The 20,841-nt window shown below is 62.8% G+C and carries 22 protein-coding genes and 1 riboswitch; of the genes, 16 read left to right on the top strand and 6 right to left on the bottom strand.

Features of this window, described 5'->3' with window-relative positions; translation table 11 throughout:
- The first annotated feature begins 210 nt into the window (after window positions 1-210).
- Window positions 211-1,083 carry a hypothetical protein gene (locus JJ959_RS00110; protein ID WP_292879243.1) on the top strand — a complete coding sequence of 291 codons (873 nt, stop codon included), beginning with the start codon at window positions 211-213 and terminating at the stop codon, window positions 1,081-1,083.
- Window positions 1,084-1,094: 11 nt separating this feature from the next.
- Here JJ959_RS00110 and JJ959_RS00105 read toward each other — a convergent pair whose 3' ends face one another.
- From JJ959_RS00105 to JJ959_RS00090, 4 genes are all read right to left on the bottom strand, one after another.
- Complete coding sequence (locus tag JJ959_RS00105) at window positions 1,095-1,577, bottom strand: DUF192 domain-containing protein (protein ID WP_292879242.1); 483 nt, start codon at window positions 1,575-1,577, stop codon at window positions 1,095-1,097.
- A gap of 30 nt (window positions 1,578-1,607) precedes the next feature.
- Complete coding sequence (locus tag JJ959_RS00100) at window positions 1,608-2,642, bottom strand: putative sugar O-methyltransferase (protein ID WP_292879241.1); 1,035 nt, start codon at window positions 2,640-2,642, stop codon at window positions 1,608-1,610.
- A 137-nt stretch (window positions 2,643-2,779) separates the two neighbouring features.
- Window positions 2,780-3,955, bottom strand: a complete 1,176-nt coding sequence (locus JJ959_RS00095; RefSeq protein WP_292879240.1) for an acetoin utilization protein AcuC — start codon at window positions 3,953-3,955, stop codon at window positions 2,780-2,782.
- Window positions 3,952-5,433, bottom strand: a complete 1,482-nt coding sequence (locus tag JJ959_RS00090) for an NAD(P)/FAD-dependent oxidoreductase (protein WP_292879239.1) — start codon at window positions 5,431-5,433, stop codon at window positions 3,952-3,954. Before JJ959_RS00090 ends, JJ959_RS00095 begins: the two co-directional genes overlap by 4 nt.
- 112 nt (window positions 5,434-5,545) lie before the next feature.
- Window positions 5,546-5,649: riboswitch (TPP riboswitch) on the top strand.
- Window positions 5,650-5,704: 55 nt separating this feature from the next.
- On the opposite strand from JJ959_RS00090, the gene JJ959_RS00085 reads away from it, so the two are divergent.
- Together JJ959_RS00085 and JJ959_RS00080 are read left to right on the top strand one after the other, a co-directional pair.
- Complete coding sequence (locus JJ959_RS00085; RefSeq protein ID WP_292879238.1) at window positions 5,705-6,469, top strand: ABC transporter permease; 765 nt, start codon at window positions 5,705-5,707, stop codon at window positions 6,467-6,469.
- Entirely contained in the window at window positions 6,470-7,411 is a 942-nt protein-coding gene (locus JJ959_RS00080) for an ABC transporter substrate-binding protein (protein ID WP_292879237.1), read from the top strand.
- Between the two features lie 52 nt (window positions 7,412-7,463).
- Here JJ959_RS00080 and JJ959_RS00075 read toward each other — a convergent pair whose 3' ends face one another.
- Window positions 7,464-8,324 carry a branched-chain amino acid aminotransferase gene (locus JJ959_RS00075; RefSeq protein WP_292879236.1) on the bottom strand — a complete coding sequence of 287 codons (861 nt, stop codon included), beginning with the start codon at window positions 8,322-8,324 and terminating at the stop codon, window positions 7,464-7,466.
- Window positions 8,325-8,436: 112 nt separating this feature from the next.
- The gene (prpB, locus tag JJ959_RS00070; RefSeq protein WP_292879235.1) at window positions 8,437-9,345 is read right to left on the bottom strand and encodes a methylisocitrate lyase; all 909 of its coding nucleotides are present in this window, start codon (window positions 9,343-9,345) and stop codon (window positions 8,437-8,439) included.
- Between the two features lie 212 nt (window positions 9,346-9,557).
- On the opposite strand from prpB, the gene JJ959_RS00065 reads away from it, so the two are divergent.
- The 13 genes from JJ959_RS00065 to JJ959_RS00005 form a co-directional block, all read left to right on the top strand.
- Window positions 9,558-10,046, top strand: a complete 489-nt coding sequence (locus JJ959_RS00065; RefSeq protein WP_292879234.1) for a Na+/H+ antiporter subunit E — start codon at window positions 9,558-9,560, stop codon at window positions 10,044-10,046.
- Window positions 10,043-10,345: a monovalent cation/H+ antiporter complex subunit F gene (locus tag JJ959_RS00060; RefSeq protein ID WP_292879233.1), complete on the top strand. Its 303-nt coding sequence runs from the start codon at window positions 10,043-10,045 to the stop codon at window positions 10,343-10,345. The genes JJ959_RS00065 and JJ959_RS00060 overlap by 4 nt, the downstream gene beginning before the upstream one ends.
- Window positions 10,345-10,686 (top strand): monovalent cation/H(+) antiporter subunit G, encoded by a 342-nt coding sequence (gene mnhG, locus JJ959_RS00055; protein WP_292879232.1) that lies wholly within the window; start codon window positions 10,345-10,347, stop codon window positions 10,684-10,686. Before JJ959_RS00060 ends, mnhG begins: the two co-directional genes overlap by 1 nt.
- Window positions 10,686-11,273 carry a DUF4040 domain-containing protein gene (locus JJ959_RS00050; RefSeq protein ID WP_292879231.1) on the top strand — a complete coding sequence of 196 codons (588 nt, stop codon included), beginning with the start codon at window positions 10,686-10,688 and terminating at the stop codon, window positions 11,271-11,273. The genes mnhG and JJ959_RS00050 overlap by 1 nt, the downstream gene beginning before the upstream one ends.
- Window positions 11,270-11,707 carry a Na(+)/H(+) antiporter subunit B gene (locus JJ959_RS00045; RefSeq protein ID WP_292879230.1) on the top strand — a complete coding sequence of 146 codons (438 nt, stop codon included), beginning with the start codon at window positions 11,270-11,272 and terminating at the stop codon, window positions 11,705-11,707. The genes JJ959_RS00050 and JJ959_RS00045 overlap by 4 nt, the downstream gene beginning before the upstream one ends.
- A 3-nt stretch (window positions 11,708-11,710) precedes the next feature.
- Window positions 11,711-12,118: a cation:proton antiporter subunit C gene (locus JJ959_RS00040; RefSeq protein ID WP_292879229.1), complete on the top strand. Its 408-nt coding sequence runs from the start codon at window positions 11,711-11,713 to the stop codon at window positions 12,116-12,118.
- Window positions 12,115-13,602, top strand: coding sequence for a monovalent cation/H+ antiporter subunit D family protein (locus tag JJ959_RS00035; protein ID WP_292879228.1), 1,488 nt, complete (start codon window positions 12,115-12,117; stop codon window positions 13,600-13,602). Before JJ959_RS00040 ends, JJ959_RS00035 begins: the two co-directional genes overlap by 4 nt.
- Window positions 13,599-15,089, top strand: coding sequence for a monovalent cation/H+ antiporter subunit D family protein (locus JJ959_RS00030; RefSeq protein WP_292879227.1), 1,491 nt, complete (start codon window positions 13,599-13,601; stop codon window positions 15,087-15,089). Before JJ959_RS00035 ends, JJ959_RS00030 begins: the two co-directional genes overlap by 4 nt.
- Before the next feature lie 88 nt (window positions 15,090-15,177).
- Window positions 15,178-15,390, top strand: coding sequence for a hypothetical protein (locus tag JJ959_RS00025; RefSeq protein ID WP_292879226.1), 213 nt, complete (start codon window positions 15,178-15,180; stop codon window positions 15,388-15,390).
- Entirely contained in the window at window positions 15,374-17,089 is a 1,716-nt protein-coding gene (locus JJ959_RS00020; RefSeq protein ID WP_292879225.1) for a Na(+)/H(+) antiporter subunit D, read from the top strand. The genes JJ959_RS00025 and JJ959_RS00020 overlap by 17 nt, the downstream gene beginning before the upstream one ends.
- Window positions 17,090-17,203: 114 nt before the next feature.
- Entirely contained in the window at window positions 17,204-17,833 is a 630-nt protein-coding gene (locus tag JJ959_RS00015) for a carbon monoxide dehydrogenase subunit G (RefSeq protein WP_292879224.1), read from the top strand.
- Window positions 17,834-18,091: 258 nt separating this feature from the next.
- Window positions 18,092-18,550, top strand: coding sequence for a (2Fe-2S)-binding protein (locus JJ959_RS00010; RefSeq protein ID WP_292879223.1), 459 nt, complete (start codon window positions 18,092-18,094; stop codon window positions 18,548-18,550).
- A 51-nt stretch (window positions 18,551-18,601) separates the two neighbouring features.
- Window positions 18,602-20,841: xanthine dehydrogenase family protein molybdopterin-binding subunit (locus JJ959_RS00005; RefSeq protein ID WP_292879222.1), on the top strand; the 2,240-nt coding region annotated here is incomplete at its 3' end.

The raw sequence follows: 20,841 nt of genomic DNA, 5'->3' as shown, positions 1-20,841 counted from the left end.
TCCCGCGCAATAGTTCATTTCCGGGCATCTGAAATTGTCCTCCGAGAATGACTTGAAACGACCAGCGATGCGGCGCAGCGGCAAGCGGCGACTGTCAATTCTCGCCCGCTCATTCTAAAACCGACCCGAGTCGGCTGCGTAGCGCAGCGTGTCAGACGGTGCCTTCACCGCCGCGCCCGCCCCCGTCCAAGGTCACCACGGAGAAAACGCGTGTTCATCAACATCGTGAACATCGGGAACCGGTTCAATCTCTACCGCAACCTCTACCAGCTTCTCTATGTCTCCCTCACCGATCTCGGACATCAGGTCCGGGTCTCGGACAATGCCATCGAGGCCGGCGCTCTCAATCTGATTGCGCCGCCGATGGCGTTCCGTCTGAAACAGATGACGGATGCAATGATCGATGGCGGTGTGCGCTATGCGGTCCTCGGGGTCGAGTTGTTCGACGGCTTTTCCCATCTGACGCAACCGGGGCCGGATCAGACCGACGAGGAATTCAAGCGCTTTATCGGCAATGCCGCCGCCGTCCTCTGCCTGTTCCGCCAGGACGTCCCGCTTTACGCACCACTGACGGAACGCGCCCTTTATCTCCGGTACGGCTTTCACCCCGCGGTCTCGGAGATCCCGTCCCTGAAAGAGCGGCCGATCGACGTGTTCTTCTTCGGAGACACCTCGGCCTATCCGGACCGCAAGCGGGTTCTCGATACGCTTTCGGCGCGGGGGCTCAGGGTCGTGACCACGGAGAATGCCGGCGCGTCCAATGCCCCCGACGATCTGGTCCGCAATTCCCGCGCCGCCCTGGCAAAGGTCAACCTGAACATCGCGCACGGGCGCCATGCCAGCCCGCAACGCGTCGTCTATCTCGCCAACAATGGCATCATGCCGCTGTCGGACCAGACGGAAGATCCGGACGGCTATCTTGAGGCTGCACGTGTCTTCCCGGACCGCCTTGCCCTGATCGACGGCTGCCTCGAGGCTTGCAGCGCCGGCAGATGGATCGAAGACGGCCGGCAAGCCTACGAAATCGCCGCACGTCATCCGATGACCGCGCTGCTGGAAGAAGCGCTCGAAAGCATCAGTTAGGCGGCAGGAGATTACCGCGCAGGCTCCAGCGCGGCATGCGCGACCCGATCCCCGGCCCGAAGGCCAAGTCGTGCAACGGTTCCGGCAACGACTTCGAGCACTGCTTTCACCCGCAGCCGTGACGAAATGACATCGGTCGAACGCGGAACGGTCCGCTCCGCGATATGGAGAATTGTGCCGTCGCGGTCGAGGAACAGCATGTCGAGGCTGACATAGGTGTTCTTCATCCACATCGAAACCTTGGCCTTTGCGGGATAGATGAAGAGCATGCCGGCATCTTCCGCAAGGTCCTCGCGAAACATCAGGCCGCGCGCCCGCGCTTCCGGCGTGTCCGCGACCTCGACCGAAAAGACATGCTCCTGACCGGCACTCAATATCACCAGCCGAGAAGTCCCATCCGCCGCATTCGCCGGTCCAGCGGCGCCAAGCGCGATCAATCCAAGCAGGATGATGCGAAGGAACTTTCGAAAGCTGCTCGTGGGATGCTGTTTCATCGTTTCGTCCAGATGTCCGGCAGGAAGCTTCTAGGCGGTCAAGGAATCGAGCGCAGCCCGCAAACGATCTCCCGCCGCCCCTCGTCGCAGCGATAGCGCGACGATGTGAGGTTGCCATGGCAGCGGCATCGGCGGAGAGACCATGGACCAGTTCTCATCGAAGGGATATTCCCCGAGCCGCACCACATCTCCCGATGTGGTCTTCTCCAAAGCGTTCGCGCAAAAGAATTGCCCGTTCGATTTCACCACCCGCTGCACAGTACGGATGTAATCGGCGACGACGGAGATCGGCATCTCCATGAAACTGCGGATGTTCGCCGCCAGATCCACGTGTCCTGCCGGCACCTGACCCGCCATTGCGGCCGGGAGCAGCAGATAATCCGCATGATCGAGAGCGGCCGCCACATCGTCCCGGGCGGCAGCGGCGCCAAGAACCGTCGCCCCCGGCTCCGCCTCGCTAAGATAGTACCTTTGCACTGCGTTCACTTCCGGAAGATCCAGAAGAATGCACTGGAGATTCGGAATCAGCTTGCGCAGCTTCGCGGCGAGCGAACCGTATCCCGCTCCGATCTCAAGAAAGACCGGGCGAGCATCTCTGCCCCCGGCCCCAAGCTCGAAGAGTTTCTTCAATTGCATCGCAAAGAAGACCTGACTGATGTCGTTCCAGTCCGCCTTCAAGTCCCGGTCCTCGATCGGGACGGCCGGCGGACTTCCAATCCTGCATTCCGACAGGAAAGCGACCTCTTCCCAACTCAGAAGCCCCGCCACTTTCTCCATGAAGTCGGCGATCCTGATCTGCACCGCGCGCCCGTCGAACCGCCATGGCTTCGCCTCTTCGAGCGCCGCATAGGAGGGCAGCATGTCCCGTTTCCCGCGCCCGTTTCCCGTATGGAAACTGTCGTCGAAACGGTAGCTCACCCCCATCTGCCGGAAGCGCGGCCATAGCGCCTCGGTCCGGATCAGCCGGTCGAAATCGGGCCGAAAGATATCCCAGTGCGCGCCGCGCGCACTTCGTTCGCCGACCTGCTTCGCCGCCTCGAAATCCTTCAGCATCTCTCGAAGCACCGGCCGCTCCGGGAGATGTGTAGCCGGAGCAATCGGGATTGTCTGGTCCGAGTTCATACGTTCTCGCTCAATTCACATCGGGGAACACAGGCGGGTGCATGACCTTGCAAGCGACCTTCCAGCATGCGCAAGCACCATCAGTCGGGATGCCTGACAAGACGCGCCAGGTCGATCACTTCGGAACGGACAGCACCTTCGTTCGGCCGGTCGGCCAGGGTCGTGAACCAGTGCTCCGGCGGGTTGCGGCCGCGACTGTGGTTCCAGAACAACTCGCGAAGAATGCTCTCGCCTGCCGGATCGATAGCTATGTCACGCGGATCATGGCCGTTTATCAGGGCCCATATGCCCGTCCAGCAGCGCGCCACGGCCCAGGGATTGTATCCACCTCCTCCAACCACCAGAACCCGCGACGCGAGCGTGGTGAGGCGCGAGACCGCCTCCCAGAGCGCGTTGTTCGAGAGCTCGAGCTTGCTCTGCGGATCGTCGGCCAGCGCGTCGCACCCGCTCTGGATCACGATGGCCTCCGGAGCGAACGCCTCGACGACGGGAACCACACCTTCCTCGACCAGATGGCGGAGCTCGGTATCGTTCAGACCTTTCGGCGCCGGAAAGTTCCGCGCCATTCCGCCGGCGCGGTCCCCTGCGGGACCGGTTCGGGGCCAGCGGTCGTATTCATGGATCGAAACGGTCAGCACCCGGTCCTCGTGATGGAAGGCGTCCTGCACCCCGTCGCCGTGATGGGCATCGAGATCCACATAGGCGATGCGCTTGAGCCCGCCGTCGAGCATCGCCAGAATGCCGAGCACCGGATCGTTGAAGAAACAGAAACCGAACGCCATGTCCCGGCGTCCGTGATGGGTGCCGCCGGCCAGCGAATGGATGACACCGCGCTCTACCGAGGCCAGTGTCCTGCCTGCCAGCAGCGAAGCCCCCGCGGCTGTCGCAGGGCGACTGAATATCTCCGGAAACACCGGGTTTCCCGAACGGCCTATATTGTACTTCTCCTTGACCTCGTCGCTCACCCGCCCGTCCCGTTCCGCGGCCACGACGGCGGCGATATAGTCCGGCGCATGGAAGCGCGAGAGTTCCTCCGGGGACGCCATCGGACTGTCGATGAAGAGATCATCCGGGAGCAGACCCAGTACGCGCGCAAGGTCCATCACGGGCGTGACACGCTGAATCGACAGCGGATGTTTCACGCCATAGCGCGATCGCCGGTAGATCTCGCTCCCGATCATGACCGGCCGCTTCGGAAACGCCGCCGGAAACTGCACTCCGGGATGCTGCCGGGTATCAGGGGCCAGAAGGCTCATGCAGTCCTGCCGATCACCGCCTGCTGGGGGGCGGCGTTTCCGTCCTCCCCGGGGAGCAGAAACTCGGGCAGGTCATAAGATTTCAGACTGCTCCAGTGCTGCTCGACATCCTCGGTAAAGAGATCTCGCACGATGCCGGAGACAAGCCGCGGCACCGCGAATTTCATTGCGTTGATCGAGGACCCGGAGGGTCCGAAGCTGAGCGTCGCGCCGAACGTGAAGAGCCGCACATGCCTTAGCCACGCCGCGGTGCCGGGTTTGCGCTCCTGGAAGGTGTAGGTCGGATCGAGATAGGGATAGCGTCCCAGTCTCGGGTTTTCCTCTTCCGCGGGCGGCTGGAACCGGTCACGCCAGAGGGCTGCCGTCGCCGCTATGTCCGCAAGCTCCGGAACGGCCCCCAGATCGATATCGAAGCCGGTACCGACAATCAGGAAGTCGGCCTCGAGCTTCCGTTTCGGAGTGACGATTTCAACCTGCCCGCCCCGAACATCGCAGGAAAGCCAGGGCGCCCCCGTCAGAAGCTCGAAACCCTCGTGTCTTGCCGTCCGCTCCCAGGTCTCCTTCGGAAAGGCTTCGCGAAGCGTTAGAAGATGGTTCATGAAGCGCCAGCGCCAGGAATCGTCGAGTTCGGCGAAATGGCCGAGAAATCCGGGGAACGAGAGCCATTTGAACGGCTGCACCCTCTGCAGCTCCTCGCGCCGGCAGCAGACCGTCACGCTTGCTGCACCCGCCTCTAGCGCCGTCGCCGCATTGTCGAACGCGGAGGCACCCGCTCCAAGCACCGCGACGCGCCGCCCCTTGAGCCGTCCGAAATCGATATCCTCGGACGCATGCGCCCAGTATTTCCGGTCCAGTGCGGCAACCTCCGGCGGCGTCCACCATTTTCCCGGGGTCTCGATCCCGGTCGCGATGACGACCTTGCGCGCGAAAACATTCTCGCGGGTCCCGGTTTTGACATCCATGAGGTCGACGGAGATCAGGTTTCCGGACGGCGACGGCGTAATCCGCTCCGCCGAGATCCCGTTCTCGATGCGGATGTCGAGCACGCGCCGGAGCCAGAGGAGATAGGCGGCCCAGTCCTCTTTCGCGATCTTGTTGAGTGCCTCCCATCGCGCCTCGCCGTGCTGGGCGACGAGCCAGGCGCGGAAAGACAGCGAAGGGATATCGAGATCCGGACCGTTCACCTGCTTCGGCGACCGCAGCGTCGGCATCCGGGCGTAGGTCATCCACGGGCCTTCCTGGCCTTCCGGCGCACGATCGACGATGCGCACGCGTTCGATCCGCGCCCGTTTCAGCGCATGGGCGATGGCGAGACCGCCCTGACCGCCGCCGATCACGAGCACGTCCAGCACCGGACGCCCGTCAGGTCCGGTCCGTTCCGGGACCCAGTTCGCGTCGGGATAGGAGATGATCCCGAGATCGTCGCGGACCCGCGCTTCAAGCGCTTCGAGTCCGATGGGCGGTCCGATGTCGCTCACGTGATCCCCGCAAGAATGTCTCTCTCGGCCTTCTAGGTAGCGCGCTTCGGCCCGGTCATCCAGAGGGGTGAATAACGTGCACTTGCCATCACGAAGAAGCTCGCCCATTATCTGCCGCGTTCAGGGGAGCCGCGTCGGCGGCTGAGAGGTTCCAAAGGGAACGACCCTTAACCTGATCCGGGTAATGCCGGCGGAGGGAGAGCCAAATGACCAATCGCGCACGGCCGCGTACTTCACCGATAAGATGTCCTGCCCGGTCCGCAGAGTGGCAATGATGCGCGCGCTCGTGATCTTCGCCGGGCTGCTCGCGCTCTGGCAGGGCGTCGTCAGCCTCAGCGGCGCGCCGCCCTACATTCTGCCGGGGCCGGTGCCGGTCGCGGAAGCGCTCTGGCAACGTTCGGATCTCATTCTCGGACACGCCGCGACCACCCTCGCCGAAATCCTTCTCGGCCTCGCTATCGGCACCGTTTTCGGAGCGGCGGCGGCACTCGCGTTGAGCTGGTCGGCGCGCGTCAGGCCGTGGCTGCTGCCGGTATTGGTGATCAGCCAGGCCGTACCGGTTTTCGCGCTGGCCCCGGTGCTGGTGCTCTGGCTCGGCTACGGCATGGCCTCGAAGGTCGCCATGGCCGCGCTGATCATCTTCTTTCCGGTCACTGCTGCCATGTTCGACGGGCTGCGGCGGACCGATCCGCTCTTCATCGATTGTGCCCGCACGCTCGGCGCGGGACGGCTCGATCTGCTGCTCCATGTCCGCCTGCCCGCCGCCCTGCCCGCCTTCGCGTCCGGATTGCGCGTGGCGACAGCCGTCGCGCCGATCGGGGCCATCGTCGGCGAATGGGTCGGCTCCAGTTCCGGGCTCGGCTTCCTGATGCTGCACGCCAATGCGCGCCTGCAGATCGACCTGATGTTCGCCGCCCTCTTCACTCTCTCGATCCTGGCGGTCTCGCTCTATTACGGGATCGATTTCCTGCTGAGGGCCGCGATGCCCTGGCAAGCCGGCGAAGCCCGGCCCACCACCAATACCGGAGGATTCTGAATGTTTATCCGCACCGCCGCGCTGCTGCTGGCGCTCCTCACGCTCGGCACAGCCCCGGCCCGTGCCGCCGACAAGCTGACCGTGCTGCTCGACTGGTTCGTCAATCCGGATCACGGGCCGCTGATCGTCGCCGAGGAGAAAGGCTATTTCGCCGCCGAAGGGCTCGAGGTCGAGCTGATCGCGCCGGCCGATCCGAACGATCCGCCGAAGCTGGTCGCCGCGAAGAAGGCCGAGATCGCCGTTTCCTATCAGCCGCAGCTGCACATCCAGGCCGCCGAAGGCCTGCCGCTGGTGCGCTTCGGAACGCTCGTCGCGACGCCTCTCAACACACTGGTCGCGCTCGAGAGCGGTCCGATCAAATCGATCGCCGACCTCAAGGGGCGCAAGGTCGGGTACTCCGTCGGCGGTTTCGAGGATGCGCTGCTCGGCGCCATGCTGAAGAAGCACGGCCTCTCGCTCACCGATGTCGAACTGATCAACGTGAACTTCTCGCTCTCGCCCTCGATCATTTCGGGACAGGTCGACGCGGTGATCGGCGCCTTCCGGAATTTCGAGCTGAACCAGATGGACATCGTCGGCCAGCCCGGCCGGGCGTTTTTCGTCGAGGAGGAAGGCGTGCCGCCCTATGACGAACTGATCTATATCGCCCACAAGGACAATCTCGGCGATCCTCGGCTGAAGAAGTTCCTCTCCGCCGTCGAACGCGCGACCCAGTATCTGGTCAACCATCCGAATGACGCCTGGGCCGCGTTTATCGACGGGCGCAAGGAGCTCGACGACGAGCTCAACAAGCGGGCCTGGCGGGATACCCTGCCCCGTTTCGCGCTCCGCCCTGCAGCGCTCGATACCGGCCGCTACGAGCGCTTCGCCGCCTTCATGCGCGAGTCCGGACTGGTGAGCAAGACGCCCGACGTCGCGAGCTACGCGACGGAGCTGAAGTAACCAAGCGTGCTCCCGCGCCTCGCCTCAGTCAGCAGGGCGCGGGAGCGGGCCGTCACTCGGCGGCGACCTCGGCCTGCCGTGCGCTGTCGACGAAGTCCATGTAGAGCTTGCGGGCGCGCTCGAAAACCGGTCCTGGGGCCATTTCCCGGTCCTCGTATTTGGTGATCGCCTGGATCTTGCCGAAATTGCCGCAGACGATCATCTCGTCGGCACTCGCGAGATCCTCGGGGGAGAGCACGGTCTCTTCGACCGGGATACCGTCATCATTCAGGAGGCCGATCAGCCGCTTGCGCGTGATGCCCGCGAGAAAGGTGCCGTTTGCCGCCGGGGTCTTCGCCACCCCGTCCTTCACGATCCAGATATTCGCAGTGGAGAATTCCGCGACATTGCCTTCAGGATCTAGCATCACCGGCAGATCGAAACCACGCTCGCGCGCCTCCTTCAGCGCCCGCTGCCCGTTCGGATAGAGACAGCCGGCCTTGGCATTCGTCGGCGCCTGATCGGTCGCGCAGCGCCGGAAGCTAGAGAGGCAGGCACTGCCCGCGACCGGATCCGGAAGCGGTGCCTCGAAAACCGCGAGCACGAACTCCGTATCGTTGCCTTCCGGCGCGACACCCTGGCCCGTCGAGTAGAACATCGGCCGGATATAGTAATCAGTGTCCGCCGGAAGCCGGCTTGCGGCCTTGCGGCAGAGCCCCTCGATGGCTTTCGCATCCAGCCCCGGATTGAGTAGCATCGCCTTCGCCGAGTTGACCACGCGCGCTGCATGAAGCGCGATGTCCGGAAGCGCTCCCCTGATGGCCCGGGCGCCATCAAAAACAGAACTCCCGGACCAAAAGGATATCTGCAGCGGTCCGCTGACCATCGGTTCGTTTGATAGCCATTCGCCGTTGCGCCAGAACATTTGTTTCATTTTGCGATCTCCACGAGCAACAAAACAGGACAGTACTTCTGACCTATTTAGAACACGCCCGCTATCGCAACTTTGTCATGGAGACAATTTTCCGGCGGAACTCCGACGTCGATTACTCGGCGTCCGGCACCACGCTGGCGGCAATGCTCCCGTCCAACGCCTCGTATTCGCTGTAGCCGATGTGCTTGTAGATGTCCTTGCGGCGCATCAGACGCTCAAGGAAACCTTCCTGGCTGCCGTGCTCGGCAAGATGCGTATAGAGATCGCGCACGATCCCGGCGGCCGCCCGAAGCGATGTCACCGGCCAGATCACCATCTTGAAGCCCCAGGCCTCGAACTGTTCAGCCGTGAAATAGGGCGTCTTACCGAACTCCGTCATGTTCGCGAGCAGCGGAACGTCCAACGCCTCGGCGAAGGCCCGGAAATGGGCCTCCTCGGTCAGCGCCTCCGGGAAGATCGCGTCCGCACCGGCCGCGACATAGGCCTGCGCCCGTGCGATCGCCGCATCGAGGCCCTCTGAGGCCATCGCGTCGGTCCGCGCGATGATCCGGAGGTGACGCCGCGCCTTGCTGGCGGCGGCGATCTTCGCGCACATCGACTCCCTGTCGTTGAGCAGCTTGTCCGAGAGATGCCCGCATTTCTTCGGCAGCACCTGATCCTCGAGCTGCACCGCGGCCGCCCCCGCCTCTTCCAGCTCCCGGCAGAGCCGCATCACGTTCAATGCCTCGCCATATCCGGTATCGCCATCGACCACCAGCGGCAGCGCCGACGCCCGGACGATGCTGCGGACCTGTCCGACCAGCTCTTCCATCGTCATCATGCCGAGGTCCGGAAGCGCCAGACTTGCCGAGAGCGCACCGCCGGAGAGATAGAGCGATTCGAACCCGGTATCGCGGGCGATGACGGCGGAAAGAGCGTCATGCGCTCCCGGAATCCGGACAATCCCCGGACGCTGCCAAAGGGCCGCCAGACGTTCGCCGGCCGCCGTTCGATCAGCCCCGTCCTGCAAGAGCCAAGACATCTTTATAAAGCCTCCACGCGTTTTGCCGCTTCGTCGAAATATGGAACAGGATATTTCCGCGACGGAGATTGCACTCCGATCCACCCCTGTGTCATTGCATTGTCGTCATTCAGTTGACAATGCCGCCTTGCTGTCGGATTGGTTCTTGGTACACCAGACCGCCGCCCGCCGGGGCAAACGAGTCTGGCCTTGGATCGAGGGGGGACGGATCGATGGGGCACATCTTGAGTCTGGGGGCGAGTCTTGCCGCCTTCTGGATGCTGCTGTCCGGGTCGATCAGTCTCGACCACAAACTGGTCCTCGGCTTCGGCGTTGCATCTCTGGTTCTGAGCATCTGGCTCGCCGTCCGGATGGACCGGATCGATGGCACTCCCGTCTCCGTCAATCTGCGGCCCAGCCTCATCCGTTACTGGATCTGGCTGGCGAAAGAAATCGGCAAGGCGAATATCGACGTGGCCAAAATCGTCCTCTCTCCGAAGATGGAGATTTCGCCACGCATGATCCGGGTGAAAGCCACACAGAAGACCGATGTCGGCATCACGACCTTCGCCAACTCGATCACCCTTACCCCCGGGACCGTCTCCGTCGATATCGACAATGACGAGATCCTGGTGCACGCGATCACCGACGAGATGGCCCAGGGCCTGCTGGAAAGCGACATGGATGCACGCGTGACCGCCGTGGAGGCGAAAATCCGATGATGTTCGCCGTGGCCGCGGCCGGCCTGATCATTCCGATGCTGATGGCGCTTGCGCGCGGACTCATGGGGCCAACCCTTTATGACCGGGTGCTCGCGGGGAACAGCTTCGGCACCAAGACGGTTCTGCTGATCGCCGTGCTCGGCTTCATTGGCGGACGCCCGGACTTTCTCGATATTGCCCTGCTCTACGCGCTGATGAACTTCGTCGGCACCATCGCGATCCTCAAATTCTTCCGCTACCGCAACCTCGGCATCGCGGGCGACGCGGAAAACGGAAACGGTAACGGGGGAGCGACCTGATGCAGCTCCTCATCGATATCCTCTCCTGGGGTTTCATACTTGCCGGCGTGTTCTTCGTCTTTACCGGCACCCTCGGCATGCTCCGGCTGCCCGATTTCTATACCCGCCTGCACGGCGCCGGGATCACCGACACGCTTGGCACCGAGCTCCTGCTGATCGCCATGATGCTGCAGGCCGGCTGGTCCCTCGTGACCGTGAAGCTGGCGATGATCTCGCTCTTCATCTTCTTCACCAGCCCGACCGCGACGCATGCGCTCGCCAATGCCGCCAATGCGGTCGGCCTCCGTCCCTTCGGCGTTCCGGCCAAGGATCTTGAGCCGGGCAAAAGGGAGAAGCGCTGATGGGCTCCGGACTCGTGAATGTCGCCGTCGACATCTCCCTGATGACGCTCCTGGCGGTGACCGCCATCGGAATAATCCGCTCCCGCCACCTCTTCGCGACGGCGATGCTGTCAGGCATCTACAGCCTGATTTCGGCCGCGCTCTTCGTCACGCTCGACGCGGTCGACGTGGCCTTCACCGAAGCCGCTGTCGGCGCAGGCATCTCGACCGTTCTCATGCTGGGCGCGATGACCCTGACACGGCGGAGCGAGAAGCACGCCGTCAAACTGCATATCGGCCCGATACTGGTCTGCCTCGCGGTCGGCGCGGCGCTGATCTACGGCACCGTCGAAATGCCGCCTTTCGGCTCGACCGAGGCCGCCGGGTTCAAGCATATCGTACCGGAATACATCGCCGGCTCGCGCGACGACATCCAGGTCCCGAACATCGTCACTTCCATCCTGGCCAGCTACCGCGGCTTCGACACGCTCGGAGAAACGGCGGTGATCTTCACCGCCGGTATCGGCGTCTGGTTCCTGATCGGACGGCGCCGCCGCGAGGATGAAGAGGACGAAAAGAAAACTGAGACTCCGGGAGATAGGGCATGAGGCATCATCTTATCCTCCGCGTGGTCTCGAAGCTGCTGATACCGTTCATCCTGCTTTACGCGCTCTATGTGCAGTTCCACGGCGATTACGGGCCCGGCGGGGGCTTCCAGGCGGGTGTGATCTTCGGAGCCGCCTTCGTGCTCTACGCCCTGATCTACGGCGTGGAAACCGCTCAAAAGGCATTTCCGGCGAGCTGGCTGGCAATCCTCGTTCCGCTCGGTCTGCTGATCTTCGGCGGGACAGGCGTCGCGTCACTGCTCCTTGGGGGCACCTACCTCGATTACGACGTGCTCGCCGCGACGCCGACCGGCGGGCAGCATCTCGGCATCATCGTGGTGGAATTCGGCGTGGGTGTGACCGTAACCGGGGTGATCATCGCGATCTTCTTCGCCTATGCCGGCCGCACCGACGACATTCAGGACGACGACTGGTAAGCCATGCTTGAGCTCTTCCTCGACAAATACAATTACTGGATCGTCATCGTCCTGATGCTGTTCGGGCTGTATATCGTCATCTCGCGCGGCAATCTGGTAAAGAAACTGGTCGGTCTGAACGTGTTCCAGACCTCGGTCTTTCTTTTCTATATCAGCCTCGCCAAGGCTGAAGGCGGCACCGCGCCGATCCTGACAGGAAAGACGGAACTCTTTTCCAACCCGCTGCCGCATGTGCTGATTCTGACAGCGATCGTGGTCGGCATCGCCACGACGGCGCTCGGCCTCGCGCTCGTCGTACGGATCCAGGAAACCTACAACACGATCGAGGAAGACGAGTTGGAAGACCTCAATGTCGCCGTGATGAAAGGCGAGCAGGACCGCATCCCGGGCGCGGAAGGAGAGGCGCGATGATCGCCGCCGAACATCTCCCGGTCCTGCAGGTCGTCGGACCGCTGCTGGCCGCGCCGATCTGCTCGGTGCTGCGGATCCGCAACCTTGCATGGTTCTTCACGCTGATCGTCAGCGTCGGTGCGTTCCTCTGCTCTCTCCTGCTGCTGCAAACCGTTATGGAAAGCGGCCCGATCAGCTACGAGCTCGGCGGCTGGATGGCGCCGCTCGGGATCGAGTACAGGGTCGATGCGAGCAACGGGATCGTCCTGCTCATCATTTCCGGAATATCATCGGTGGTTCTGCCCTTCGCAAAGCGGAGCTTCGAGGCCGAGGTTCCGGAGAAGCTGCACAGTCTGCTCTACACCGCCTACATCCTCTGCCTGACCGGCCTGCTCGGCATCACGGCGACAGCCGATGCGTTCAACGTCTTCGTTTTCCTCGAGATTTCCTCGCTGTCGACCTATGTGCTGGTCGCTGCCGGCTCCTCGATCGATCGCAGGGCGCTCACGGCCGCGTACAATTACCTGATTCTCGGCACCATCGGCGCGACCTTCTTCGTGATCGGCATTGGCCTGCTGTACATGGCGACCGGCAGCCTCAACATGGCCGATATCGCCGTTCGTCTTGGGACCATCGCCGAAATCCGTACGGTCGATGTGGCCTTTGCCTTCATCGTAGTCGGCCTGGCATTGAAACTTGCCCTCTTCCCGCTCCACACCTGGCTGCCGAACGCCTATACGCATGCGCCAAGCGCCGTAACCGCCTTTCTTGCGGCAACCGCCACCAAGGCAGCGGTCTACCTGATGCTGCGCTTTTCCTTCACGGTCTTCGGAACCGGCTCCGGGCTGTTGGCGCCCATGGCCGGGACGGTCGGCATCCCGCTTGCCCTTGCCGGGATGTTCGCAGGCTCCATCGCCGCCATCTACCAATACAATCTGAAGCGCATGCTGGCTTATTCCAGCGTCGCGCAGATCGGATACATGGTGCTCGGCTTCGGCCTGCTGAGCGTCACCGGGGTGATGGCGACGACGCTCCATCTTTTTAATCACGCCTTGATGAAGGGCGCGCTTTTCATGGCGCTTGGTTGCGTCTTCGTGCGCATCCGCTCGGTCCATATCGCAGACCTTTCCGGGATCGGCCGGCAGATGCCCTGGACCATGGCCGCGTTCGTGATCGGCGGCCTCAGCTTGATCGGCGTGCCCATGACGGTCGGCTTCATCAGCAAGTGGTATCTGATTTCCGCCGCGCTCGAGCAGGAAGCCTGGTGGCTCGTGGCCCTGATCGTCGCCAGCTCGCTGCTCGCGGTCATCTATATCTGGAGGGTAATCGAAGCCGCTTACCTGAAAGCCCCACCTCCAGGTCGGGCGGTCGCCGAGGCCCCTCTCTCGATGCTGATCCCGACCTGGGTCCTGGTCGGTGCGAATATCTATTTCGGCGTTGACGCGGACTTCACGGTCTCCGTCGCACGCGCCGCAGCCGAAGGGCTGGTGGGAGTGATGCAATGAGCGCCGAAACCGCCCTCCTCTCGACTCTGTTCCTGCCGCTTGTCGGTATGGTGCTGATCTGGCTGACCGGCAAGTCGCCGAACCTGCGCGAGGCGGTGACACTGACCACGTCGGTCATCTTGTTCGCCATCGTCCTCTCGCTGCTGAGCGATGTGCTCGACGGCGCGCGTCCGAGCGTCGATCTGATGGAAGTGATGCCGGGGCTGTCGCTGTCCTTCGAGATCGAGCCTCTGGGGATGCTCTTCGCCTGCATCGCCTCCGGCCTCTGGATCGTGAACTCGCTTTATTCCATCGGCTACATGCGGGGGAACGACGAGAAGAAGCAGACTCGGTTCTACATGTGCTTCACGGTTGCGATCTCCAGTGCGATGGGCATCGCCTTCGCCGGCAACATGTTCACCCTCTTCGTCTTCTACGAGGTCCTTACACTCTCGACCTATCCGCTGGTCGCGCACAAGGAGACCGAGGAGGCCAAACAGGGCGCCCGGACCTATCTCGGCATTCTGATCGGCACATCGATCGGGCTGCAGCTGGCCGCCATCATCTGGACCTGGATCGCCGCCGGTACGCTCGATTTCACTGCCGGGGGCATTCTTTCCGGCAAGGTCGATCCGGTCCTGCTGCCGTTTCTCCTGGCACTCTACATGTTCGGGATCGGCAAGGCGGCGCTGATGCCGTTTCACCGCTGGCTGCCTTCGGCCATGGTCGCTCCGACACCGGTCAGTGCGCTGCTGCATGCCGTGGCCGTCGTCAAGGCCGGCGTCTTCACCGTCCTCAAGGTGGTGGTCTATATCTTCGGGATCGATTTCCTTGCAGCCAGCGGCGCCGCGAACTGGCTGATCTGGGTTGCCGGGTTTACCCTCATCACCGCCTCGCTGGTTGCCTTGAGCAAGGACAATCTGAAGGCACGGCTCGCCTATTCGACCGTCAGCCAGCTCGCCTACATCGTTCTCGGCGCGGCACTGGCAAACCACTATGCGATCCTCGGCGGAGCCCTGCACATCGCGACCCACGCTCTCGGCAAGATCACCCTCTTCATGTGCGCAGGCGCGATCTATGTCGCGACCCACAAGACCGAGATCAGCGACATGCAAGGCCTCGGGCGCAAGATGCCCTTCACTTTCGCGGCCTTCTGTGTTGGCGCCTTCTCGATTATCGGGCTGCCGCCGCTCGCGGGCACCTGGAGCAAGTGGTACCTCGTGCTGGGCGCGGCGGAAACCGGCATGCTGATCGTGGTCGCGATCTACATGATCAGCTCGCTCCTCAACATTGCCTATCTGATGCCGATCGTCGCGAAAGGCTTCTTCCGCCCCGCGCCGGAACTCGCAACGGCTTCAGCGGGTGCCGCCGTCGCGCCGTCGAAAAGCGGTATTCAGGAAGCGCCGTTGCTATGTGTGCTGCCCCCCTGCCTGACGGCACTTGGCTGTTTCGTTCTCTTCTTCTATGCCGACGCGGTCATCGCGTTGCTGCGTCCAATCGTAGAGTGAGGCTGGCTGTATGAGCGATCACGGCGAAAATCGTAACCGCGGCGCTTCGGGGGGCGAAACGCCACGCTGGCTTGATGAGCCGAAGAACGTGAAGAAGATCATATATGCGCTCGTCGCCGTCTGTGCCGCGCTGTTTGCCGCCGATGCCTTCTATCACAAGCATCCCTATTTCGAGGCCGAGTCCTGGTTCGGGTTCTATGCCATCTACGGTTTCGTGATGTGCGTCGGGCTGGTCTTCGCCGCCAGGGGTATGCGGGTCTTCCTGATGCGGGACGAGGATTATTATGACCGCGATCGCTGAGTTCCTCCTCCCGATGAATCCCGGCATTCTGCTGGCACTGGGCGGGCTGCTGGTTCCGCTGCTCGGCGCCAGGCTTTCGCGCATCTATGTCATCGCCCTGCCGACAGTGCTGCTCGCCTATATCTTCGCACTCCCCGACGGCTCCCACGCGGCTGTCAGCTTCCTCGGCTACGAGCTCGAATTGCTGAGGATCGACAACCTGTCCCGCATTTTCGTGACGATCTTCATGATCGCAGCCATCCTCGGAAATCTCTATGCGTGGCACGAAGCCGACCCGCTGCAGCTTACGGCTGCGCAAGTCTATGCCGGCAGCGCCATCGCAGCCGCGCTTGCAGGCGACCTCATCTCGCTCTTTGTGTTCTGGGAACTGACCGCTATCTCGTCGGTGTTTCTGATCTGGGCGAGTGGGACCGAGAGCGCCTTTCGGTCCGGCATGCGCTACCTCATCATCCAAGTCAGCTCCGGCGTCTTGCTTCTTGCGGGCCTAATCGTGCATTTGAACGCAACGGGCTCGCTCGCTTTCGAACATTTCGGTCTCGATGCACCCGGCGCACCCCTGATATTGCTGGCGTTCGGCATCAAGTGCGCCTTTCCGCTGCTGCACAACTGGCTGCAGGACGCCTACTCGCAGGCCACGGTCGTCGGCACCGTCGTCCTTTCCGCCTTCACCACCAAGCTTGCGGTCTACGCCCTCGCGCGCGGCTTTGCCGGAACCGAGATGCTCATTTGGATCGGCGCGGTGATGGCGGTATTTCCGATATTCTATGCGGCAATCGAAAACGACTTGAGACGTGTACTTGCCTATACCCTCAACAGCCAGCTCGGAATGATGGTTGTCGGTATCGGTATCGGCACCGAACTGGCGCTGAACGGAACGGCGGCACATGCATTTGCCAGCGTGATCTACAAGGCCTTGCTCTTCATGGCCATGGGGGCGGTCCTGTTCCGCACCGGCACCTGCAAAGGTTCGGACCTTGGGAATCTTTTCAGAAGCATGCCCCTTACGATGGCCTTCTGCGTCGTCGGCGCCGCGTCGGTTTCCGCACTTCCGCTGTTTTCGGGCTTTGTCTCGAAGTCGCTGATCGTGTCCGCTAGCGGCAAGGAAGGTTACTGGCTCGTCTGGTGTGCGTTGCTGCTGGCGTCACTTGGTGCGTTCCATCAATCCGTTTTCAGGATCTGCTATTCAGTATTCTTTGCCCGTGACCGCGGAATGCGCCCGAAGGAAGCGCCGACGAACATGCTGCTCGCGATGGGCGCCGCCGCTGTACTTTGCGTCGGCATCGGTGTCTGGCCGGAGCCGCTCTATGCGCTGCTTCCCTACGATGTCGACTACGCGCCCTATACGGCGTCTCACGTTATCACGCAGTTGCAACTTCTGGCGTTCGCGGCTCTGGCCTTCACCGTGCTCATGCTCTACCGGATCTATCCGCCGGAGCTGAAATCGACCAATCTCGATTTCGACTGGGTCTACCGGCGGCTGCTGCCGCGCGGGCTGATTGCGGTCGGTCGGGCGATCGATACCGGCTACAAGCACGTGACGGACGACGCCAAGACCGTCATTCGCGCGGCAATGTCCCTGTCGGCCTCGGTCTTTGCGCCTGGCGGTCTCTACGGGCGGACTTTCGGCGTCGGAAATGCGGTGGCGATCATCGCCTTCCTCCTCCTAGTCGCACTGATGGTGAGCTACTCGGCGGTATAATCTCCGCGGTCACATATGGTAACGGGCAGCAAGCCGACCTATCTGGAACGGGTCTGGAAAAAATGATAAGTCGACCCTTCCGGGTTTTCCTTCGTTAGAGAAAGGTTCATCGCTATGGACATGAGCGGCGAGTATCTCGTCCCCGCGCCCCGGCAGAAGGTCTGGGAGGCGCTGAACGATCCCGAGATCCTCAAGCAGTGCATTCCCGGATGCGAGGAAGTCAACCGCACTGCGGACAATGCGTTCGACGCAAAGGTGTCGGCAAAGGTCGGTCCGGTGAAGGCCAAATTCACCGGCGCGGTGACTCTGTCCGACATCGATCCGCCGAACGGGTACACGATCAGTGGCGAAGGCAAGGGTGGCGCGGCCGGTTTTGCAAAAGGCGGCGCCAAGGTCGCGCTGTCGGATGCCGAAGGCGGAACCCTGCTCAAATACGACGTCAATGCCCAGGTCGGCGGCAAGCTCGCACAGATCGGTGCGCGGTTGATCGACTCGACGGCAAAGAAAATGGCGAACGATTTCTTCAAGACCTTCAGCGAGGTCGTTGGAGAAGGCGGCGAAGCGCCGGCGGCTGCAGCAGCGCCGGCTCCGGCAACAGCAGACGAAGGAAAGGACAAAGCAATGAGCAAAGACGGCGTTCCGGCGGAAAATGTATATCACGGTCTGCACTGGACCGCGGTCCTGACGACCGGCGTGGCGGTCGCCAGCCTGGTCTGGTTCGCGATGACGGCGCTCAGCTTCTGATCCGTTGAAAAACCCCGGCCCGTCGCGGCCGGTACGAAACGGCGCGGGACACTCGTTCCGCGCCGTTTTTCTTTGCCGTCCGCTCCCTTCGATCACGAATTCGCAGCGTCTTCTATCCGTCGCTTGACCTTGACCGCGATTGGCTGTGAGACTGAGCGCCAAGGTCGGAAGGAGCGAACTTTTCGGCATATTCAGGATCTTGGGATCCGAGGGCGGCCGCCACGGCGGCGCCCTGGGGAGATTGCAGGGAGAGAAGATATGACCACCGTGTCCATGACGGTGAACGGGAAAGCTGTCAGCGGCGAAGTTGAGCCGCGCACGCTGCTAGTTCAATTCATCCGCGAACAGCTCCGCCTGACCGGCACCCATGTCGGCTGCGACACCAGCCAGTGCGGCGCCTGCGTGGTGCATGTGAACGGCAATTCGGTGAAAAGCTGCACCATGCTCGCCGTCCAGGCCGACGGCGCCGCGGTGACGACGATCGAGGGGCTCGCCGACGGCGACAAGCTGCACCCGATGCAGGAAGCGTTCCGCGACAATCACGGCCTGCAGTGCGGTTTCTGCACGCCCGGCATGGTGATGAGCGCGGTCGACCTGCTGCAGAAGAATCCCAAGCCGAACGAGCACGAGATCCGCGAATGGCTCGAGGGCAACATCTGCCGCTGCACGGGCTACCACAATATCGTCAAGGCGGTGCAACAGGCCGCGGGCGTCTAAACACCTGAACAAAAACAGCGGACCAACCGCTTCAGGATCTGGGAGGATAAAATGCCGGACGGAACCACGGGTACGGGCATAGGCGCCGCCGTCAAGCGCGTCGAGGATTTCCGCTTTCTGACAGGCCGGGGCAACTATACGGACGACATCAATCGTCCCGGTCAGACATACGCCTATATTCTGCGCAGCCCGCACGCGCATGCCAAGATCAAATCGATCGACACCAGCGGCGCGAAAGCGGCCAAGGGCGTACTCGCGGTCTTCACAGGCGAGGACATGCAGGTCGGCTCCCTGCCCTGCGGCTGGCAGGTGCATTCGAAGGACGGCTCGCCGATGCACGAGCCGGAGCATCCGCCGCTTGCCAAGGGCAAGGTCCGCTATGTCGGCGATCAGGTCGCCGTCGTGATCGCGGAAAGCTATGCCGAGGCGAAGGACGCGGCCGAGAAGATCTCCGTCGATTACGAGGTACTGCCGTCGGCGACCACGATGGACGCGGCACTCGCCGGCAAGGTCCTGGTGCATGACGATATCGGCACCAACCTCTGCTACGACTGGGAAATCGGCGACGAGGCCGTGGTCGACGAGGCGATCGCCAAAGCGGCGCATGTCACCAAGATCGATCTCGTGAACAACCGCCTGGTTCCGAACGCGATGGAACCGCGCGCCGCAGTCGGCGAATTCGATCGGGCGACCGGCGAATACACGCTCTACACCACCAGCCAGAACCCGCACGTGATCCGTCTCCTGATGGGCGCCTTCGTGCTCTCCATTCCGGAACACAAGCTGCGCGTCGTGGCGCCGGATGTCGGCGGCGGCTTCGGTTCCAAGATCTACCATTATGCCGAGGAGGCGATCGTCACCTGGGCGGCGCCGAAGGTCGGCCGGCCGATCAAGTGGACGGCGGAGCGGAGCGAGAGCTTCATCTCCGACGCGCATGGACGCGATCATATCAGCCATGCCGAGCTGGCGATGGACAAGGACGGCAAGTTCCTCGCCCTCAAGGTCCAGACCAAGGCGAACATGGGCGCCTATCTCTCCACCTTCGCGCCCTGCGTGCCGACCTATCTCTACGCCACGCTCCTCGCCGGCACCTACACCACGCCGGTGATCCACGCCAACGTGAAGGCGATCTTCACCAACACCGTGCCGGTCGACGCCTATCGCGGCGCGGGACGGCCGGAAGCGACCTATCTCATCGAGCGCATCGTCGACCAGGCCGCGCGCGAGACCGGCATCGACAAGGTCGAGATCCGCCGGAAGAACTTCATTCCGGCCGACGCCTTTCCCTACCAGACGCCGGTGGCCCTGCAATATGACAGCGGCGACTACGAGGCGACGCTTGCCTCCGCGTCCAAACTCGCCGATGTCACCGGCTTCGCGGCCCGCAAGGCCGAAGCGGCCAACCGCGGCAAGCTTCGCGGCATGGGCTTCTCGACCTATCTCGAGGCCTGCGGCATCGCGCCGTCGGCCGTCGTCGGCTCGCTCGGCGCCCGTGCGGGTCTCTATGAGTCCGCCGAGGTCCGGGTCCATCCGACCGGGTCCGTCACCGTCTTCACAGGCACGCACAGCCATGGCCAGGGTCACGAGACGACCTTCGCCCAGCTCGTCTCCGACCGTTTGGGTCTGCCGCTGGAGAATATCGAGATCAGCCACGGCGACACCAACAAGGTGCAGTTCGGCATGGGCACCTACGGCTCGCGTTCTCTCGCGGTCGGCGGCGAGGCCCTGATCCGCGCGGTGGACAAGATCATCGACAAGGCGAAGAAGATCGCGGCCCATGTGCTCGAGGCCTCCGCCGAGGATATCGAGTTCAAGGACGGCAACTTCACCGTTGCCGGCACCGACCGCTCGATGGCCTTCGGCGAGGTCGCCCTCACCGCCTATGTCCCCCATAACTTCCCGCACGAAGAGCTGGAGCCGGGGCTGGACGAGAAGGCGTTCTACGACCCGGCGAACTTCACCTATCCGGGCGGCTGCCATATCTGCGAGGTCGAGATCGATCCGGATACCGGCGTCGTCGAGGTGGTGAACTTCACCGCGGTCGACGATATCGGACGGGTGATCAATCCGATGATCGTCGAAGGCCAGGTCCATGGCGGCATCGCCCAGGGCATCGGCCAGGCATTGCTGGAACAGGCGGTCTATGACGAAAGCGGTCAGCTGATGACCGGCTCCTACATGGATTACACCATGCCGCGGGCCAGCGACCTGCCGTCCTACAAGGTGGCCACGCAGAGTACGCTCTGCACCCACAACACCCTCGGCGTGAAAGGCGTCGGCGAGGTCGGGGC

Source organism: Nisaea sp. (assembly GCF_017640745.1).
Classification (GTDB): domain Bacteria; phylum Pseudomonadota; class Alphaproteobacteria; order Thalassobaculales; family Thalassobaculaceae; genus Nisaea.
Note: the sequence above shows the minus strand (reverse complement) of the source record. Positions and strands in the feature narration are given on the sequence as shown.

Excerpts from the sequence above, each read along its gene's own strand:
- JJ959_RS00105 (WP_292879242.1), bottom strand. The coding sequence starts at position 1,577 with ATGAAACAGCATCCCACGAGCAGCTTTCGAAAGTTCCTTCGCATCATC.
- JJ959_RS00035 (WP_292879228.1), top strand. The coding sequence starts at position 12,115 with ATGATCGCCGCCGAACATCTCCCGGTCCTGCAGGTCGTCGGACCGCTG.
- JJ959_RS00085 (WP_292879238.1), top strand. The coding sequence starts at position 5,705 with ATGATGCGCGCGCTCGTGATCTTCGCCGGGCTGCTCGCGCTCTGGCAG.
- mnhG (WP_292879232.1), top strand. The coding sequence starts at position 10,345 with ATGCAGCTCCTCATCGATATCCTCTCCTGGGGTTTCATACTTGCCGGC.
- prpB (WP_292879235.1), bottom strand. The coding sequence starts at position 9,345 with ATGTCTTGGCTCTTGCAGGACGGGGCTGATCGAACGGCGGCCGGCGAA.
- JJ959_RS00030 (WP_292879227.1), top strand. The coding sequence starts at position 13,599 with ATGAGCGCCGAAACCGCCCTCCTCTCGACTCTGTTCCTGCCGCTTGTC.
- JJ959_RS00010 (WP_292879223.1), top strand. The coding sequence starts at position 18,092 with ATGACCACCGTGTCCATGACGGTGAACGGGAAAGCTGTCAGCGGCGAA.
- JJ959_RS00015 (WP_292879224.1), top strand. The coding sequence starts at position 17,204 with ATGGACATGAGCGGCGAGTATCTCGTCCCCGCGCCCCGGCAGAAGGTC.
- JJ959_RS00040 (WP_292879229.1), top strand. The coding sequence starts at position 11,711 with ATGCTTGAGCTCTTCCTCGACAAATACAATTACTGGATCGTCATCGTC.
- JJ959_RS00020 (WP_292879225.1), top strand. The coding sequence starts at position 15,374 with ATGACCGCGATCGCTGAGTTCCTCCTCCCGATGAATCCCGGCATTCTG.
- JJ959_RS00050 (WP_292879231.1), top strand. The coding sequence starts at position 10,686 with ATGGGCTCCGGACTCGTGAATGTCGCCGTCGACATCTCCCTGATGACG.
- JJ959_RS00065 (WP_292879234.1), top strand. The coding sequence starts at position 9,558 with ATGGGGCACATCTTGAGTCTGGGGGCGAGTCTTGCCGCCTTCTGGATG.
- JJ959_RS00080 (WP_292879237.1), top strand. The coding sequence starts at position 6,470 with ATGTTTATCCGCACCGCCGCGCTGCTGCTGGCGCTCCTCACGCTCGGC.
- JJ959_RS00060 (WP_292879233.1), top strand. The coding sequence starts at position 10,043 with ATGATGTTCGCCGTGGCCGCGGCCGGCCTGATCATTCCGATGCTGATG.
- JJ959_RS00045 (WP_292879230.1), top strand. The coding sequence starts at position 11,270 with ATGAGGCATCATCTTATCCTCCGCGTGGTCTCGAAGCTGCTGATACCG.
- JJ959_RS00095 (WP_292879240.1), bottom strand. The coding sequence starts at position 3,955 with ATGAGCCTTCTGGCCCCTGATACCCGGCAGCATCCCGGAGTGCAGTTT.
- JJ959_RS00075 (WP_292879236.1), bottom strand. The coding sequence starts at position 8,324 with ATGAAACAAATGTTCTGGCGCAACGGCGAATGGCTATCAAACGAACCG.